The sequence below is a fragment of the Streptomyces chattanoogensis genome, from assembly GCF_001294335.1.
In the GTDB taxonomy this organism is placed as follows: Bacteria; Actinomycetota; Actinomycetes; order Streptomycetales; family Streptomycetaceae; genus Streptomyces; species Streptomyces chattanoogensis.
In genome coordinates, this window is record NZ_LGKG01000090.1 from 1 (window position 1) to 16,516 (window position 16,516).

Here is a 16,516-nt window from a genome sequence, read left to right on the forward strand (position 1 = left end):
CGCCAAGGCCGCCGCCCGCATCTCCCTGGGCGCCACCATCGCCGAGCTGCGCGCCGAGGGCCTGCTGCCCAAGCAGGGCGACGGCGGCACCCTGCCGCTGGACGCGCCGATCTCCGTCAAGGAGGCCGTCATGCCGTGGTCCCGTTTCCGCGACATCCACGGACGGGGCGTCGACACGGTCCTGGGCCCGGAGATGCGCTCCACCGGCGAGGTCATGGGCATCGACTCGGTCTTCGGCACGGCCTATGCCAAGTCGCAGGCCGGCGCGTACGGGCCGCTGCCGACCAAGGGCCGGGCCTTCATCTCCGTCGCCAACCGCGACAAGCGCTCGATGATCTTCCCGGCTCGTGAGCTGGTCGCGCACGGCTTCGAGCTGCTCGCCACCTCCGGCACGGCCGAGGTCCTCAAGCGCAACGGCATCCACGCCACCGTCGTGCGCAAGCAGTCCGAGGGCGAGGGCCCCAACGGCGAGAAGACCATCGTCCAGCTCATCCACGAGGGCGAGGTTGACCTCATCGTCAACACGCCCTACGGAACCGGCGGCCGCCTCGACGGCTACGACATCCGTACGGCGGCGGTGGCCCGCTCCGTGCCGTGCCTGACCACCGTCCAGGCACTCGCCGCCGCCGTCCAGGGCATCGACGCGCTCAACCACGGTGACGTGGGCGTGCGTTCGCTCCAGGAACACGCCGAGCACCTGACCGCGGCCCGCGACTAGCAGCCCAGAGGGGGACACCGACGACACGGTGTCCCCCTTCTGGTGAGGACAACCTTCATGTACACACTCTTCTTCCGCCTCGTCTTCCGGCGCATGGACCCGGAGCAGGCCCACCACCTGGCCTTCCGCTGGATCCAGCGCGCCGTGCGCGTCCCCGTGCTGCGCACCTTCATCGCCGCCGTGCTCGCGCCCCGCTACAAGGAGCTGCGCACCGAGGCGCTCGGCCGCCGGATGCACGGTCCCTTCGGGCTGGCCGCCGGCTTCGACAAGAACGCCGTCGCGATCGACGGGATGACCATGCTCGGCTTCGACCACGTCGAGATCGGCACCGTCACCGCCCAGGCCCAGCCCGGCAACCCCAAGAAGCGCCTCTTCCGGCTCGTCCCGGACCGTGCGCTGATCAACCGCATGGGCTTCAACAACGACGGCTCCGCCTCCGTGGCGGCGCGCCTGGCGGCCCGCAACCCGGTCTTCCGCACCACCGTCGGCGTCAACATCGGCAAGACCAAGGTCGTCCCGGAGGAGGAGGCGGTCGGCGATTACGTCACCTCCACGGAGCGGCTGGCGCGGCACGCCGACTACCTGGTCGTCAACGTCTCCTCGCCGAACACCCCGGGCCTGCGCAACCTCCAGGCCGTCGACCACCTCCGCCCGCTCCTGACCGCCGTACGCGAGGCAGCCGACCGCACGGTCACCGACCGCCGCGTCCCGCTGCTGGTCAAGATCGCCCCGGACCTGGCCGACGCGGACATCGACGCGGTCGCCGACCTCGCCGTCGAGCTGGGCCTGGACGGCATCATCGCCACCAACACCACCATCGCCCGCGAGAGCCTGGGCCTGACCTCCGACCCGAAGCTGACCGCCGAGACCGGCGGCCTCTCCGGTGCGCCCGTCAAGGAGCGCTCCCTGGAGGTCCTGCGCCGCCTCTACGCCCGCGTCGGCGACCGCCTCACCCTCATCGGCGTCGGCGGCATCACCACCGCCGAGGACGCCTGGCAGCGCATTCTCGCCGGCGCCACCCTCGTCCAGGGCTACAGCGCCTTCATCTACGAGGGCCCCTTCTGGTGCCGCGCGATCCACAAGGGCCTGGCCGCCCGTCTGCGCAACAGCCCCTACGCCACCCTCGCCGACGCGGTCGGCGCCGAGCACAAGACGGAGAACAAAGAGGTGACCGCATGAAGGTTCCGGAGCCCTTCGGTGCACGCCTGCGCCGCGCCATGGACGAGCGCGGCCCGCTCTGCGTCGGCATCGACCCGCACGCCTCGCTGCTGGCCGACTGGGGCCTGAACGACGATGTCGCGGGCCTGGCCCGCTTCACCCGCACCGTCGTGGAGGCGCTCGGCGAGCAGGTCGCCGTCTTCAAGCCGCAGTCCGCGTTCTTCGAGCGCTTCGGCTCGCGCGGGATCGCCGTCCTGGAGACCGCCGTCACCGAGGCCCGCGAGCGCGGCGCCCTGGTCCTGATGGACGCCAAGCGCGGCGACATCGGCTCGACGATGGGCGCCTACGCCGACACCTACCTCGACCCGCGCAGCCCGCTGTTCTCCGACGCCGTCACCGTCAGCCCGTACCTGGGCTTCGGCTCGCTGCGCCCGGCACTGGACGCCGCCGTGCTGAACGGCTGCGGCGTCTTCGTCCTCGCCCTCACCTCCAACCCGGAGGGCGCCGAGGTCCAGCGCGCGGTACGGGAGGACGGCCGCACCCTGGCCGCGACCATGCTCGGCCACCTCGCCGACGAGAACGCCGGCGCCGAGCCGCTGGGCTCCTTCGGCGCGGTCGTCGGCGCCACGCTCGGCGATCTCTCCTCGTTCGATCTGGCGGTCAACGGCCCGCTGCTCGCCCCCGGCATCGGCGCCCAGGGCGCCACCCCCGCCGACCTGCCGACCGTCTTCGGGGACGCCGTACGCAATGTCGTCCCGAGCGTCAGCCGCGGCGTGCTCCGGCACGGTCCGGACGCCTCGGCTCTGCGCGCCGCGGCGGTCCGGTTCGCCGAAGAGGTGCGGACCGCGGTCGCCTGAGCGCTCCGAAGCGCTCTCCGGCAGGTGTTTTGGTCCCGAATTGTCCTGGTCAGCAGAGTCTGACCAGGACTTTTCGTCTGTTCTCGCTGACTCTGGCGCCCTTGCCCGCTAGTCTCCGACGAGAGCACCGCACGTAAGCGCGTTGTTCGTTGCTCCGCAGGTGCGGGGCGACTAGGTTCCACACCGGTCCGATATCCGACAGTTCTACATCCGAGGTGACGTAGGCGTGGCTCTTCCGCCCCTTACCCCTGAACAGCGCGCAGCCGCGCTCGAGAAGGCCGCCGCGGCTCGCCGGGAGCGCGCCGAGGTCAAGAATCGGCTCAAGCACTCCGGTGCATCCCTCCATGAGGTGATCAAGCAGGGCCAGGAGAACGATGTCATCGGCAAGATGAAGGTCTCCGCCCTCCTCGAGTCGCTGCCCGGCGTGGGCAAGGTCCGCGCCAAGCAGATCATGGAGCGGCTCGGGATCTCCGAGAGCCGCCGCGTACGGGGTCTTGGCTCCAACCAGATCGCGTCGCTCGAGCGCGAGTTCGGCAGCAGCGCTGCCGGCTGAGAATCCCGGGTTTCCCGGCACTGCCGGGAAGCTGGAATAATCGCTGCATGAGTTCTGCAGTCTCCCGGGGGGCGACCCCCGTACCCCCGGTCAGACAACCGCGACTGACCGTGCTCTCCGGCCCCTCGGGGGTCGGTAAGAGCACGGTCGTCGCGCATCTGCGCAAAGTGCATCCCGAGGTCTGGCTCTCCGTTTCGGCCACCACCCGCAAGCCGCGCCCCGGGGAGCAGCACGGCGTCCAGTACTTCTTCGTCGAGGACGAGGAATTCGACAAGCTCATCGCCAATGGCGAGCTGCTGGAATGGGCCGAATTCGCGGGCAACCGCTACGGCACGCCGCGCAAGGCGGTCCTGGACCGTCTGGAGGCCGGGGAGCCGGTCCTGCTGGAGATCGATCTGCAGGGCGCCCGCCAGGTCCGCGAGTCCATGAAGGAAGCCCACCTCGTCTTCCTGGCCCCGCCGAGCTGGGACGAGCTGGTCCGCCGGCTCACCGGCCGGGGCACCGAGGCACCCGAGGTCATCGAGCGCCGGCTGGCGGCCGCCAGGGTGGAACTGGCCGCGGAGACGGAATTCGATGTGACCCTCGTCAACACCTCCGTCGAGGCCGTCAGCCGTGAGCTGCTAGCCTTGATGCTGCATCGATCCAGGGACTGAACGCCGGCCGCCGACCCGCGGCGGCGAGCGGCTCCCCGGACCGTCACATTTTTGCGTTCTATGCTTCACCCGGCTTTACGTCGGCTCCATCCCCTTCGGAAGGCAGAGAGTGTCCTCTTCCATCACCGCACCCGAGGGCATCATCAATCCGCCAATTGATGAGCTTCTCGAGGCCACCGACTCGAAGTACAGCCTTGTCATCTACGCCGCGAAGCGCGCGCGCCAGATCAACGCGTACTACTCGCAGCTCGGCGAGGGCCTGCTCGAGTACGTCGGTCCGCTCGTCGACACGCACGTCCACGAGAAGCCCCTGTCGATCTCGCTCCGCGAGATCAACGCGGGCCTGCTGACCTCCGAGGCCATCGAGACCCCGGCTCAGTAAGCGGAACAGCATCCTCACCACGGGCCCGGCGGGACGACCGCCGGGCCCGTGGTGTGTCATAGGGGCATGAACAAGCAGCAGCAGGGGCAGGACCGGCCCAGGGTCGTCCTGGGTGTCAGTGGCGGGATCGCCGCGTACAAGGCGTGCGAGCTGCTGCGGCGGCTCACCGAGTCCGGGCACGACGTACGCGTGGTGCCGACCGCCGCATCGCTGCACTTCATCGGCGAGGCCACCTGGGCGGCGCTGTCCGGCAACCCGGCCGGCACCGAGGTCTGGGAATCCGTCCACGAGGTTCCGCATGTGCGCATCGGCCAGACCGCCGACCTCGTCGTGGTCGCCCCTGCCACCGCGGACCTGCTGGCCAAGGCCGCCCATGGCCTGGCCGACGACCTCCTGACGAACACGCTGCTCACCGCCCGCTGTCCGGTGATCTTCGCCCCCGCGATGCACACCGAGATGTGGGAGCACGCCGCCACCCAGGAGAACGTCGCCACCCTGCGCCGCCGCGGCGCGATCGTCATCGAGCCCGCGGTCGGCCGGCTGACCGGCGCCGACACCGGCAAGGGCCGCTTCCCGGACCCCGTGGAGATCTTCGACCTCTGCCGGCGCGTGCTCGCCCGCGGCGACCGGGCCGTCACCCAGGACCTCGCGGGCCGCCACGTCGTCGTGACCGCGGGCGGCACCCGCGAGCCCCTGGACCCCGTCCGCTACCTGGGCAACCGCTCGTCCGGCAGGCAGGGCTACGCCCTCGCCCGTGCCGCGGCCGCGCGCGGCGCGCGGGTCACCCTGGTGGCGGGCAACACCGAGCTGCCCGACCCGGCCGGTGTGGACGTGCTTCCTGTCGGGACGGCCCGGCAGCTCCGCGAGGCCGTCCTCAAGGTTGCCGCGGACGCCGACGCGGTCGTCATGGCGGCCGCGGTGGCCGATTTCCGGCCGGCCGTCTACACCACCGGCAAGATCAAGAAGATCGACGGTGTGGAGCCCGAACCCATCACCCTCGTCCGCAATCCGGACATCCTCGCCGAACTCTCCGCGGACCGGCTCCGCCCCGGCCAGGTGGTCGTGGGTTTCGCCGCCGAGACCGACGACGTCCTCGCCAACGGTCGCGCCAAGCTCGCCCGCAAGGGGTGTGACCTGCTGGTCGTCAATGAGGTCGGCGAGGACAAGGCCTTCGGCTCGGCCGAGAACGAAGCGGTGGTCCTCGCCGCGGACGGGACCGAGACCCCGGTGCCGTACGGCCCCAAGGAGGCCCTGGCCGAAACCGTGTGGGACCTCGTCGTCCCCCGTCTCGCGGGTCCCCGCGGCTGAACCTGCCCTGCAGACCCGAACGGCCCAATGGCCCCGAACCCGCCGGAATCCACCTCGGCGTGTCCCCTTGACTCGGCCCCTGCCTGGGGTGATCGTCCTACGGTGGGTCGTGGTGTCCCAGGTCACGGGGGGTCCATAAATCGAGACTGCGTGCCCGAACGTCACATACGACCGATAAACTGACCGTGGATCGGGCCGAGCGCAGCTCTCGGCCCTTCCGCCAATGATCAGCCAGCAGCCGCTGCAACCCCAGGGAGCGATGTGTCCCGCCGCCTGTTCACCTCGGAGTCCGTCACCGAGGGCCACCCCGACAAGATCGCTGACCAGATCAGCGACACGATTCTCGACGCGCTCCTCAAGGAGGACCCGACCTCCCGGGTCGCCGTCGAGACGCTGATCACCACCGGCCTGGTCCATGTGGCCGGCGAGGTGACGACCAAGGCGTACGCCGACATCCCCAACCTCGTCCGCAACAAGATCCTGGACATCGGCTACGACTCGTCCAAGAAGGGCTTCGACGGCGCTTCCTGTGGCGTCTCGGTGTCCATCGGTGCGCAGTCCCCGGACATCGCCCAGGGCGTCGACACCGCGCACGAGTACCGCGTCGAGGGCGACGACGACGAGCTGGACCGACAGGGCGCCGGCGACCAGGGCCTGATGTTCGGCTACGCCTGCGACGAGACCCCGGAGCTGATGCCGCTCCCGATCTACCTCGCGCACCGGCTCTCCCGCCGCCTGTCCGAGGTCCGCAAGAACGGCACCATCCCCTACCTGCGTCCCGACGGCAAGACCCAGGTCACCATCGAGTACGACGGCCCCAAGGCCGTCCGCCTCGACACCGTCGTCGTCTCCTCGCAGCACGCCTCGGACATCGACCTCGACTCCCTCCTCGCGCCCGACATCCGCGAGTTCGTGGTCGAGCACGTCCTGGGCCAGCTCGTCGAGGACGGCATCAAGCTGGACACCGACGGCTACCGCCTGCTGGTCAACCCGACCGGCCGCTTCGAGATCGGCGGCCCGATGGGCGACGCCGGCCTGACCGGCCGCAAGATCATCATCGACACCTACGGCGGCATGGCCCGCCACGGCGGCGGTGCCTTCTCCGGCAAGGACCCGTCCAAGGTCGACCGCTCGGCCGCCTACGCGATGCGCTGGGTCGCCAAGAACGTCGTCGCCGCCGGCCTCGCGCAGCGCTGCGAGGTCCAGGTCGCGTACGCCATCGGCAAGGCCGAGCCCGTCGGCCTCTTCGTCGAGACCTTCGGCACCGCCACCGTCGACGTCGAGAAGATCGAGCAGGCCATCGGCGAGGTCTTCGACCTCCGCCCGGCCGCGATCATCCGCGACCTCGACCTGCTCCGCCCGATCTACTCCCAGACCGCCGCCTACGGCCACTTCGGCCGTGAGCTGGAGGACTTCACCTGGGAGCGCACGGACCGGGTGGACGCGCTGAAGAAGGCTGCGGGGCTGTAAGACACCGCGCACCTGCCAGGGCTGTGGCCCCGGACCGTCCGACGGTCCGGGGCCACAGCCGTCTTTCGGCGGGGCCGACGCGCATGTATCTGCGCACACGCACCTGCGCACACGAACCCGCGCACCCGCACCTCCGCACACTCACCCGCGCACACTCACCCGCCCACCCCCCGAAGGGGGGTGGGCGGCGGGGAAAAACAAAAGGGGCGGGTGGGCGGCGGGGCAGGGGTGCGTGGCTGGTCTCCACGGCCCGTTCACGGGAGGTCTCCCGTGCCCGGTCGCAGGCGTTCTCCGGGCTCGTCCACAGGCATCGGCCGCTGTCGGTGCCGTCTGCTAAGACTGATGCTGTGAGCAGTGAGAACGGGCGGGATCCGGGGGAGCGGGGCGAGCAGCTGGCGCTGATCCGGGAGACCGTGCGCAAGGCGAAGGCGCCACGGGCCAAGCCGCGGACGTGGCGGGGGGCGGCGCTGGCGGGGGAGCTGCCGGTGGCACGGGTGCTGGTGGACAAGGGGCCGGTGCATCTCGACAAGCTGTGGGATTACGCCGTGCCCGCGGCGATGGACCGTGAGGCGCAGCCCGGGGTGCGGGTGCGGGTGCGGTTCGGGGCGGGGACCGGGAAGGTGCGGGAGGGGCGGCGCGAGGGCGGGGGACTGCTCGACGGGTACATCGTCGAGCGCATCGCGGAGTCGGACTACCGGGGGCCGCTGGCGGCCCTCACCCAGGTCGTCTCGCCGGAGCCGGTGCTCTCTCCTGCGCTGCTGGCGCTGTGCCGGGCGGTGGCCGACCGGTATGCCGGCTCGCTCGCCGACGTGCTGCAGCTGGCCGTTCCGCCCCGTAATGCCAAGGCCGAGGCGGAGCGCTTCCCCGCGCCGCCGCCACCGCCGGCCGTGCCTCCCCTGGCGAGCTGGGCGCGCTATCCGGACGGCCCGGCGTTCCTGGAGGCGCTGGGGGGCGGGGGTGCGCCGCGCGCGGTGTGGACCGCCCTGCCGGGGCCGCACTGGCCGTGGGAGCTGGCCGCGGCGGTGGCGGCGACCCTGGCGTCCGGGCGCGGTGCCCTGGTCGTGATGCCGGACGGGCGGTCGGCGGCCCGGGTCGATGCGGCGCTGACCGAGCTGGTGGGGCCGGGGGTGCATGCCCTGCTGGTGGCGGATTCGGGCCCCGAGGAGCGCTACCGCCGCTGGCTGGCGATACGCCGGGGTGCGGTGCGCGCCGTCGTGGGCACCCGCGCCGCCATGTACGCACCGGTGGCGGATCTGGGGCTCGTCGCCATCTGGGACGACGGGAATTCCAGTCACAGCGACACCCATGCCCCCCATCCGCACGCCCGGGACGTCCTGCTGCTCCGCGCCGTCCAGGAGAAGGCGGCCTGCCTGATCGGCGATCTGGGGCGCACGGTGGAGGCCACCCAGCTGGTGGAGAACGGCTGGGCGCGGGCGCTGGAGGCCGGCCGCGAACAGGTGCGCGCGGCCGCGCCGTTGATCCGTACGGTCGATGACCTGGAGGCGGCCCGCGATGAGGCCGCGCGTGCCGCGCGGCTGCCGTCGCTCGCCTGGCAGACGGCGCGCGCGGGGCTGGCCCGGGGCCCGGTGCTGGTGCAGGTGCCGCGCCGGGGGTACGTACCGAGACTGGCCTGTGAGCGGTGCCGGGAGCCCGCCCGGTGCCGGCACTGCGCCGGACCGCTGGAGGCGCACGGCGACGACCGGCCGATGGAGTGCGGCTGGTGTGGCCGGGAGGCGCCGGACTGGCACTGCGTGGCGTGCGGGAATGCGCGGCTGCGGGCGCAGATCGTGGGCGCGCGGCGTACGGCCGAGGAGCTCGGGCGGGCCTTCCCCACGGTTCCTGTGCGCACCTCCGGCCGTGACCACATCCTCGACACGGTGCCCGACCGGCCCGCTCTCGTGGTGTCCACGCCGGGCGCGGAGCCCGTCGCCGAGGGCGGCTATGCCGCCGCGCTGCTCCTGGACGGCTGGGCATTGCTGGGGCGGCCGGATCTGCGGGCGGGGGAGGAGGCGCTACGGCGCTGGCTGGGGGCCGCAGCGCTGGTGCGGGGGCAGGCGGACGGGGGCACGGTGGCGGTGATCGCGGAGCCGACGCTGCGGCCGGTGCAGGCGCTGGTGCGCTGGGATCCGGTCGGGCATGCCGTACGGGAGCTGTCCGAGCGGGCCGAGCTCGGGTTTCCGCCGGTGTCGCGGATGGCCTCGGTGGCCGGGCGGCCGGAGGATGTGGCGGAGCTGCTCGGTGCCGCCGGACTCCCCTCCGGGGCAGAGGTGCTGGGGCCCGTGCCGCTGCCGGTGACGGATCCGGGGCGGCCCCGCAGGCCGGGCGATCCCCCGCCGGGGGAGACATGGGAGCGGGCGCTGGTACGGGTCCGGCCGGGGCAGGGTGCGGCGCTCGCGGCGGCGCTGAAGGCGGCGCGGGCGGCGCGGCTGGTCAAGCGTGAGGGGGAGGCGGTGCGGGTGCGGATCGATCCGCTCGATCTGGGGTGAGCGCAGCCGGCTTCGGCCTGGGGTGTCCCGGCCGGGACGCCGCCCCGGGGCCCCGGCCGGCGGGCGGTCCCGGGGCGCCGGCGGGCGGCGGCATGCACACCGGCGAACGCGGCGTCAGCCGTTGCGGGGGCCGGGAAAGGCGCCCGGCCGGGCCTCGTCCCGGCTCGCCGCGGTCGGCTGTGCGGGCAGGGCACGGGCGGGGACGGACGGCGTCCCGGGCACTCCCGCGGCCACGCCGACCGTCCGGGCCGACGGGGTCTCCGAGGACCGCTCGCCCCCGTCGGCCGGGGGCTGGGCGGCGGCCCGGCGGGCACCGTAACGGCGGTGCACTGCCTGCTTGGTGACGCCGAGCGCCGAGCCCACCGCGTCCCAGGAGAAGCCGAGGGAACGGTCGAAGTCGACCGCCGCCGTGACAAGCGTTTCGACGCTGTCCCGCAGCTCCTGGGCCAGGCGGACCGTCGGGGCGGGCGCGCGCCCGTAGACGACGAAGCCCGCGGAGGGACCCGTACGGCGCGGCCGGTAGACATTGCCGAGCTGGGCGGTCAGGGTGCGCAGCGCGTCCACCTGTCGGCGGACCCGCTCGATGTCCCGTACCAGGAGATGCAGGCTGGCGCGTGCCTGGGCGTCGTGGGTTGCGTGGTCGGCCATGAGCGAGCCTCTCGAACCGGCGTGTAAAGAGGAAGGGTGCAAGCGACCGGGCCGCCGATGCGGTCCGTTATCGGTCAATGCTGTTTGACCAACGCGACAGGAGCGGCTCTGGTCACGGTATGGGGGCGTACGAGCTTCCGTGCGGGGCGCGGACGGATGCGCGCGCCCTGGTGCCGTCGCCGGGAACTGGGCCTCGCGGTCCGCCCCGACGACGCAGGGTCAGGAACCGTAGACTGGTGCGCCGTTCCGCTGCGTGTGATGCACGTGATGCATGTGAGAGGTAGTGCGCCACCCATGAGGCTTGTCTTCGCCGGCACCCCCGAGGTCGCCGTGCCCGCCCTCGACGCCCTGATCGCCTCGGACCGGCACGAGGTCGTCGCCGTCGTGACCCGGCCCGACGCGCCGTCCGGCCGTGGCCGCAGGCTGGTCGCGAGCCCCGTCGCGGAGCGCGCGGAGGAGGCGGGCATCGAGCTCCTCAAGCCCGTCAAGCCACGCGACGAGGACTTCCTGGCACGGCTGCGCGAGATCGCACCGGACTGCTGCCCGGTGGTCGCCTACGGCGCCCTGCTGCCGAAGGTCGCCCTCGACATCCCCGCCCGGGGGTGGGTCAATCTGCACTTCTCGCTGCTGCCCGCGTGGCGTGGCGCGGCGCCCGTCCAGCACGCCGTCCTCGCGGGGGACGAGGTGACCGGCGCCTCGACCTTCCAGATCGAGCAGGGACTGGACTCCGGCCCGGTCTACGGCGTGCTGACCGAGCAGGTCCGGCCGACCGACACCAGCGGCGATCTGCTCACCCGGCTGGCGTTCGCGGGCGCCGGGCTGCTCACCGCGACCATGGACGGCATCGAGGACGGCACCCTGCACCCCGTCCGGCAGCCGGCCGAGGGAATCACCCTCGCGCCGAAGATCGAAGTTGAGGACGCCAGGGTGGATTGGACGGCCCCGGCGCTGCGCGCCGACCGGCTCATCCGGGCCTGCGCGCCCGCCCCCGGCGCCTGGACGGTCTTCCGCGGCGAGCGCCTCAAGCTGATGTCCGCCGCCCTGGTGGCGGACCGCACGGACCTCGCCCCCGGCGAACTCGCCGTCACCAAGAAGGCGGTGTACGCCGGCACCGGCAGTCACGCCCTCGAACTGGTCTGGGTCCAGCCGCAGGGCAAGAAGCCGATGAAGGCCGCCGACTGGGCCCGCGGCGTGCGCATCGAGGCCGGGGAGCGGCTGGGGGACGCTCCGTAGGCCGGGCGTAGGCTGGGATCAGCCCCTCGGGCCGTTCCCCGGGCCATCCCCTCCCCTCGTATCCGGAGCACCTTTCTGTGAGCCAGCAGCCGCCCCGCCGTCACGGCACCCGTAAGCCCTATCGCCGCCCGCAGAAGGACCCGGTCCGGATCCTTGCGTTCGAGGCGCTGCGGGCCGTCGACGAGCGGGACGCCTACGCGAACCTCGTGCTGCCGCCGCTGCTGCGCAAGGCGCGCGAGGGCGGCGATTTCGACAGCCGGGACGCGGCGCTGGCGACGGAGCTGGTGTACGGCTCGCTGCGCCGGCAGGGCACCTACGACGCGATCATCGCGCAGTGCGTGGACCGGCCGCTGCGGGAGGTCGACCCGCCGGTGCTGGACGTGCTGACGCTCGGCGCGCACCAGCTGCTCGGCACCCGGATTCCCACCCATGCCGCCGTCAGCGCCAGCGTCGAGCTGGCGCGGGTGGTGCTCGGCGACGGGCGCGCGAAGTTCGTCAACGCGGTCCTGCGCAAGGTCGCCGCCCACGATCTGGACGGCTGGCTGGAGCGGGTCGCGCCCGACTACGACGAGGACCCCGAGGACCACCTCGGTGTGGTGCACGCCCATCCGCGCTGGATCGTCTCCGCCCTGTGGGACGCGCTCGGCGGCGGCCGGGCGGGCATCGAGGACCTCCTGGAGGCGGACAACGAACGCCCCGAGGTGACACTGGTGGCCCGGCCGGGCCGGTCCACCGCCGAGGAGCTGGTCGCCGCCGTCGGCGAGGACAGCGCGCTGCCGGGCCGCTGGTCCCCGTACGCGGTGCGGCTCGCGGAGGGCGGTGAGCCGGGCGCGCTGGACGCCGTGCGCGAGGGCCGCGCCGGTGTGCAGGACGAGGGCAGCCAGCTGGTCGCGCTCGCGCTGGCCAATGCGCCGCTGGACGGCCCCGACCGGGCCTGGCTGGACGGCTGCGCGGGCCCCGGCGGCAAGGCGGCGCTGCTGGCTGCGCTGGCCGCGCAGCGCGGAGCCGCCCTGCTGGCCTCCGAGAAGCAGCCGCACCGCGCCCGCCTGGTGGCCCGCGCCCTCGACGGCAACCCCGGCCCGTACCAGGTCATCGCCGCCGACGGCACCCGCCCCGCTTGGCGCCCCGGCTCCTTCGACCGCGTCCTGGTGGACGTCCCGTGCACGGGCCTGGGCGCCCTCCGCCGCCGCCCCGAGGCCCGCTGGCGCCGCCGCCCCGAGGACCTGGACGGCTTCGCCCCCCTCCAGCGCGACCTGCTCCGCCAGGCCCTGGCGGCCGTCCGCATCGGCGGCGTCGCCGGCTACGCGACCTGCTCGCCGCACCTCGCCGAGACCCGCGCCGTGGTCGACGACGTCATCAAGGGCCGTGGCGGCCCAGCGGTCGACGTGGAGTTCATCGACGCCCGGCCGCTGATGCCGGGGGTCCCGGCGCTCGGTGACGGGCCGGATGTGCAGCTGTGGCCGCATCTGCACGGCACGGACGCGATGTACCTGGCGCTGTTGCGGCGTACGGGCTGAGCGGGGCGGTCCGGCGCTCGACCCGACTACGTTCTGCTCGTGGAGAACGCACAGATCACGATCAGGCTCACCGCGGATGAGGCGCTGGTCTTCTCGGACTGGCTCGAGCGGGTCCAGATGACCGATCTCGGCCGGGTGGTCGACGACCCGGCCGTGTGGGCCCCGATCCACCGGCTCGCCGGGACGCTGGACACGGCGCTGCCCGAAATCTTCGCCTCCGACTACGGCGAGCGCCTGGACGCGGCGCGGCGGCGCCTCCGGGAGTCCATGGGCGACTTCGGCCTGCTCCCGTCGTTGGATGCGGGCCCCTGTCGAGACGTCCCCGATCACGAGATATCTTGATGTCGAGCAATGTTGGAGACGTGGAGAGACCTGGAGCGGAGCACCCGGTGACTGACTCGACCATCATCTATACGCACACTGACGAGGCTCCGGCCCTGGCGACGCATTCGTTCCTGCCTGTGATCCAGGCGTACGCATCGACCGCCGGCGTCACTGTGGAGACCCGCGACATCTCCCTGGCGGGGCGGATCATCGCGAGCTTCCCCGAGCGTCTCGAGGAGGGCCAGCGCATCGACGACGCGCTCGCCGAGCTCGGTGAGCTGGCCAAGACGCCCGGCGCGAACATCATCAAGCTGCCGAACATCTCGGCGTCGATCCCGCAGCTGAAGGCCGCGATCGCCGAGCTGCAGCAGCAGGGCTACGCGCTGCCGGACTACCCGGACGACCCGAAGACCGACGAGGAAAAGGACGTCCGCGCCCGCTACGACAAGGTCAAGGGCAGCGCCGTCAACCCGGTGCTGCGCGAGGGCAACTCCGACCGCCGGGCGGCGGCCGCGGTGAAGAACTACGCCAAGGCGCACCCGCACCGCATGGGTGCCTGGACGTCCGACTCGAAGACGAACGTGGCGACCATGGGCGCCGACGACTTCCGCTCCACCGAGAAGTCCGCGGTCATCGGTGAGGCCGGCACGCTCCGTATCGAGCTGCACGGGGACGACGGCAGCACCACCGTGCTGCGCGAGTCGGTGCCGGTGCTGGCGGGCGAGGTCGTGGACGCGTCCGTCATGCGCGTCGCGGCGCTGCGCGAGTTCCTCACGGCGCAGGTCGCCCGCGCCAAGGCCGACGGCGTGCTGTTCTCCGTGCACCTGAAGGCCACGATGATGAAGGTCTCCGACCCGATCATCTTCGGTCACGTCGTACGGGCCTTCTTCCCGGACACCTTCGCCACGTACGGTGAGACCTTCGCCAAGGCCGGTCTGACCCCCAACGACGGGCTCGGCGGCATCCTCAAGGGCGTGGAGTCGCTGCCCGAGGGCGCGGCGATCAAGGCGTCCTTCGAGGCCGAGCTGGCCAAGGGCCCGGCGCTGGCGATGGTCGACTCCGACCGCGGCATCACCAACCTGCACGTGCCCAGCGATGTCATCGTCGACGCGTCGATGCCGGCCATGATCCGTACGTCCGGCCACATGTGGGGCCCGGACGGCGAGGAGGCCGACACCCTCGCGGTCATCCCCGACAGCAGCTACGCCGGCATCTACCAGGTCGTCATCGACGACTGCCGGGCGCACGGCGCGTACGACCCATCGACCATGGGCTCGGTCCCGAACGTCGGTCTGATGGCGCAGAAGGCCGAGGAGTACGGCAGCCACGACAAGACCTTCGAGATCCCCGTCACGGGCACCGTGCGGGTCGTCGACGAGGCCGGCAACGCCGTGCTGGAGCAGGTCGTCAGCGCCGGCGACGTGTTCCGGATGTGCCAGACCAAGGACCTGCCGATCCAGGACTGGGTCAAGCTCGCCGTCACCCGTGCCCGGGCGACCGGCGACCCGGCCGTGTTCTGGCTGGACGAGGGCCGGGCGCACGACGCCAGCCTGATCGCCAAGGTCAAGCAGTACCTGCCGGAGCACGACACCGAGGGCCTGCAGATCGAGATCATGGCGCCCGTCGACGCGATCAAGTTCTCGCTGGAGCGCATCCGCCGCGGCGAGAACACGATCTCGGTCACCGGCAACGTCCTGCGTGACTACCTGACGGACCTGTTCCCGATCCTGGAGCTGGGCACCAGCGCCAAGATGCTGTCCGTCGTGCCGCTGATGAACGGTGGCGGGCTGTTCGAGACCGGCGCCGGCGGCTCCGCCCCCAAGCACGTCCAGCAGCTGGTCAAGGAGAACTACCTGCGCTGGGACAGCCTGGGCGAGTTCCTCGCGCTGGGCGTCAGCTTCGAGCACCTCGCGCAGACCACGGGCAACGCGCGCGCCCAGGTGCTCGCCGACACCCTCGACCGCGCGACGGCCACGTTCCTGGAGAACGACAAGTCGCCCAGCCGTCGCGTCGGTGGCATCGACAACCGTGGCAGCCACTTCTACCTCGCGCTGTACTGGGCGCAGGAGCTGGCCAAGCAGACCGACGACGCGCAGCTCGCGGAGGCGTTCGGGCCGCTGGCCAAGACGCTGACCGAGCAGGAGCAGACCATCGTCGACGAGCTGATCGCGGTGCAGGGCTCGCCGGCCGACATCGGCGGCTACTACCAGCCCGACGTCACCAAGGCCTCGGCGGTCATGCGTCCGTCGGCGACCCTCAACCAGGCGCTGGCGACCCTCGCCTGAGGCAGCAGCCCGCAGCACGTCCCGCCCCGGCCGGTCCCCCGGCCGGGGCGGTTCCGTGTGCAGGTCATACTGGTGGCATGGCCTTGATCAACCCCAGCATCCTGTCCGCCGACTTCGCCCGCCTCGCCGAGGAGGCGAAGGCCGTCGAGGGCGCCGACTGGCTCCACGTCGACGTCATGGACAACCACTTCGTTCCGAACCTCACGCTCGGCGTGCCGGTCGTCGAGTCGCTGCGCAAGGCGACGGACACCCCTCTCGACCTGCACCTGATGATCGAGGACCCGGACCGCTGGGCGCCGCAGTACGTCGAGGCCGGGGCCGGGTCCGTCACCTTCCACGCGGAGGCCGCGGCGGCGCCCGTACGGCTGGCGCGGGAGATCCGGGCCAAGGGCGCGCGGGCGTCGATGGCGCTCAAGCCCGCCACCCCGATCGAGCCGTACGAGGACCTGCTCCCCGAGCTCGACATGCTGCTGATCATGACCGTGGAGCCGGGCTTCGGCGGCCAGGCGTTCCTGGACATCATGCTGCCCAAGATCCGCCGCACCCGGGAGCTGATCTCGAAGCACGGGCTGCAGCTGTGGCTCCAGGTGGACGGCGGGGTCTCCGAGTCGACCATCGAGCGGTGTGCGGAGGCGGGCGCCGATGTGTTCGTGGCCGGTTCCGCGGTCTACGGCGCGGACGACCCGGCCAAGGCGGTGCGGGATCTTCGAGAGAAGGCCGCGGCGGCGACGGCGGCGAGCTGGGGCTGCGCGCACTGAGACGCAGGGGGCGCATGGGGCGGACCGCCTCCTGTGAGGCGGACCGTGCCGCGGGTTGTCCGAGTCGCAACCGAGCGTTCACGGCCGTCGGAGCGGTCATGGTCCCCGTACACCTCATGTTTCTGAAAGGATGAGCAAAGACTCGATCAGATGCGCAAAAGGGGAG

The 16,516-nt window shown here is 72.2% G+C and carries 14 protein-coding genes and 1 pseudogene; 14 read left to right on the forward strand and 1 reads right to left on the reverse strand.

Translation table 11 applies throughout. From position 1 onward, the window contains the following. The 9 genes and pseudogenes from carB to ADL29_RS11150 all read left to right on the forward strand — a co-directional run. Positions 1-718 (forward strand): annotated as a pseudogene (gene carB / locus ADL29_RS11110) (carbamoyl-phosphate synthase large subunit); the annotation flags it as partial. A 57-nt stretch (positions 719-775) separates the two neighbouring features. Further along, the gene (locus tag ADL29_RS11115) at positions 776-1,897 is read left to right on the forward strand and encodes a quinone-dependent dihydroorotate dehydrogenase (RefSeq protein WP_053923512.1); all 1,122 of its coding nucleotides are present in this window, start codon (positions 776-778) and stop codon (positions 1,895-1,897) included. Further along, positions 1,894-2,733 carry an orotidine-5'-phosphate decarboxylase gene (gene pyrF, locus ADL29_RS11120; RefSeq protein WP_046929036.1) on the forward strand — a complete coding sequence of 280 codons (840 nt, stop codon included), beginning with the start codon at positions 1,894-1,896 and terminating at the stop codon, positions 2,731-2,733. Before ADL29_RS11115 ends, pyrF begins: the two co-directional genes overlap by 4 nt. A gap of 226 nt (positions 2,734-2,959) precedes the next feature. Next, entirely contained in the window at positions 2,960-3,286 is a 327-nt protein-coding gene (locus ADL29_RS11125; protein WP_046929037.1) for an integration host factor, read from the forward strand. Positions 3,287-3,333: 47 nt separating this feature from the next. Further along, complete coding sequence (gmk, locus tag ADL29_RS11130; RefSeq protein WP_046929038.1) at positions 3,334-3,939, forward strand: guanylate kinase; 606 nt, start codon at positions 3,334-3,336, stop codon at positions 3,937-3,939. 109 nt (positions 3,940-4,048) lie between these two features. Further along, complete coding sequence (gene rpoZ, locus ADL29_RS11135) at positions 4,049-4,321, forward strand: DNA-directed RNA polymerase subunit omega (protein ID WP_046929039.1); 273 nt, start codon at positions 4,049-4,051, stop codon at positions 4,319-4,321. A gap of 66 nt (positions 4,322-4,387) precedes the next feature. Then, positions 4,388-5,629, forward strand: coding sequence for a bifunctional phosphopantothenoylcysteine decarboxylase/phosphopantothenate--cysteine ligase CoaBC (gene coaBC / locus ADL29_RS11140; protein ID WP_053923513.1), 1,242 nt, complete (start codon positions 4,388-4,390; stop codon positions 5,627-5,629). 261 nt (positions 5,630-5,890) lie between these two features. Continuing rightward, entirely contained in the window at positions 5,891-7,099 is a 1,209-nt protein-coding gene (metK, locus tag ADL29_RS11145) for a methionine adenosyltransferase (RefSeq protein ID WP_046929041.1), read from the forward strand. 347 nt (positions 7,100-7,446) lie between these two features. Next, positions 7,447-9,585: a primosomal protein N' gene (locus ADL29_RS11150; RefSeq protein WP_053923514.1), complete on the forward strand. Its 2,139-nt coding sequence runs from the start codon at positions 7,447-7,449 to the stop codon at positions 9,583-9,585. Between the two features lie 114 nt (positions 9,586-9,699). Here ADL29_RS11150 and ADL29_RS11155 read toward each other — a convergent pair whose 3' ends face one another. After that, on the reverse strand, positions 9,700-10,233 hold the full coding sequence (locus ADL29_RS11155; RefSeq protein WP_053923515.1) for a hypothetical protein: 534 nt from the start codon (positions 10,231-10,233) through the stop codon (positions 9,700-9,702). A gap of 294 nt (positions 10,234-10,527) precedes the next feature. Here ADL29_RS11155 and fmt point away from each other — a divergent pair, with 294 nt between their 5' ends. The 5 genes from fmt to rpe all read left to right on the forward strand — a co-directional run bounded on the left by fmt (position 10,528) and on the right by rpe (position 16,350). Beyond that, positions 10,528-11,466: a methionyl-tRNA formyltransferase gene (gene fmt, locus ADL29_RS11160; RefSeq protein WP_053923516.1), complete on the forward strand. Its 939-nt coding sequence runs from the start codon at positions 10,528-10,530 to the stop codon at positions 11,464-11,466. Positions 11,467-11,543: 77 nt separating this feature from the next. Then, positions 11,544-12,983 carry an RsmB/NOP family class I SAM-dependent RNA methyltransferase gene (locus ADL29_RS11165; protein WP_053923517.1) on the forward strand — a complete coding sequence of 480 codons (1,440 nt, stop codon included), beginning with the start codon at positions 11,544-11,546 and terminating at the stop codon, positions 12,981-12,983. A gap of 39 nt (positions 12,984-13,022) precedes the next feature. Further along, on the forward strand, positions 13,023-13,325 hold the full coding sequence (locus tag ADL29_RS11170) for a hypothetical protein (protein WP_053923518.1): 303 nt from the start codon (positions 13,023-13,025) through the stop codon (positions 13,323-13,325). Positions 13,326-13,372: 47 nt separating this feature from the next. Then, complete coding sequence (locus tag ADL29_RS11175; protein WP_053923519.1) at positions 13,373-15,592, forward strand: NADP-dependent isocitrate dehydrogenase; 2,220 nt, start codon at positions 13,373-13,375, stop codon at positions 15,590-15,592. Between the two features lie 77 nt (positions 15,593-15,669). Further along, entirely contained in the window at positions 15,670-16,350 is a 681-nt protein-coding gene (gene rpe, locus ADL29_RS11180; RefSeq protein ID WP_053923520.1) for a ribulose-phosphate 3-epimerase, read from the forward strand. The last annotated feature ends 166 nt before the right edge of the window (positions 16,351-16,516 follow it).

What these genes read in the sequence shown, in the direction of transcription:
- ADL29_RS11115 (WP_053923512.1), top strand. Translation starts at nt 776, where the DNA reads ATGTACACACTCTTCTTCCGCCTCGTCTTCCGGCGCATGGACCCGGAG.
- pyrF (WP_046929036.1), top strand. Translation starts at nt 1,894, where the DNA reads ATGAAGGTTCCGGAGCCCTTCGGTGCACGCCTGCGCCGCGCCATGGAC.
- gmk (WP_046929038.1), top strand. Translation starts at nt 3,334, where the DNA reads ATGAGTTCTGCAGTCTCCCGGGGGGCGACCCCCGTACCCCCGGTCAGA.
- coaBC (WP_053923513.1), top strand. Translation starts at nt 4,388, where the DNA reads ATGAACAAGCAGCAGCAGGGGCAGGACCGGCCCAGGGTCGTCCTGGGT.
- ADL29_RS11155 (WP_053923515.1), bottom strand. Translation starts at nt 10,233, where the DNA reads ATGGCCGACCACGCAACCCACGACGCCCAGGCACGCGCCAGCCTGCAT.
- fmt (WP_053923516.1), top strand. Translation starts at nt 10,528, where the DNA reads ATGAGGCTTGTCTTCGCCGGCACCCCCGAGGTCGCCGTGCCCGCCCTC.
- rpe (WP_053923520.1), top strand. Translation starts at nt 15,670, where the DNA reads ATGGCCTTGATCAACCCCAGCATCCTGTCCGCCGACTTCGCCCGCCTC.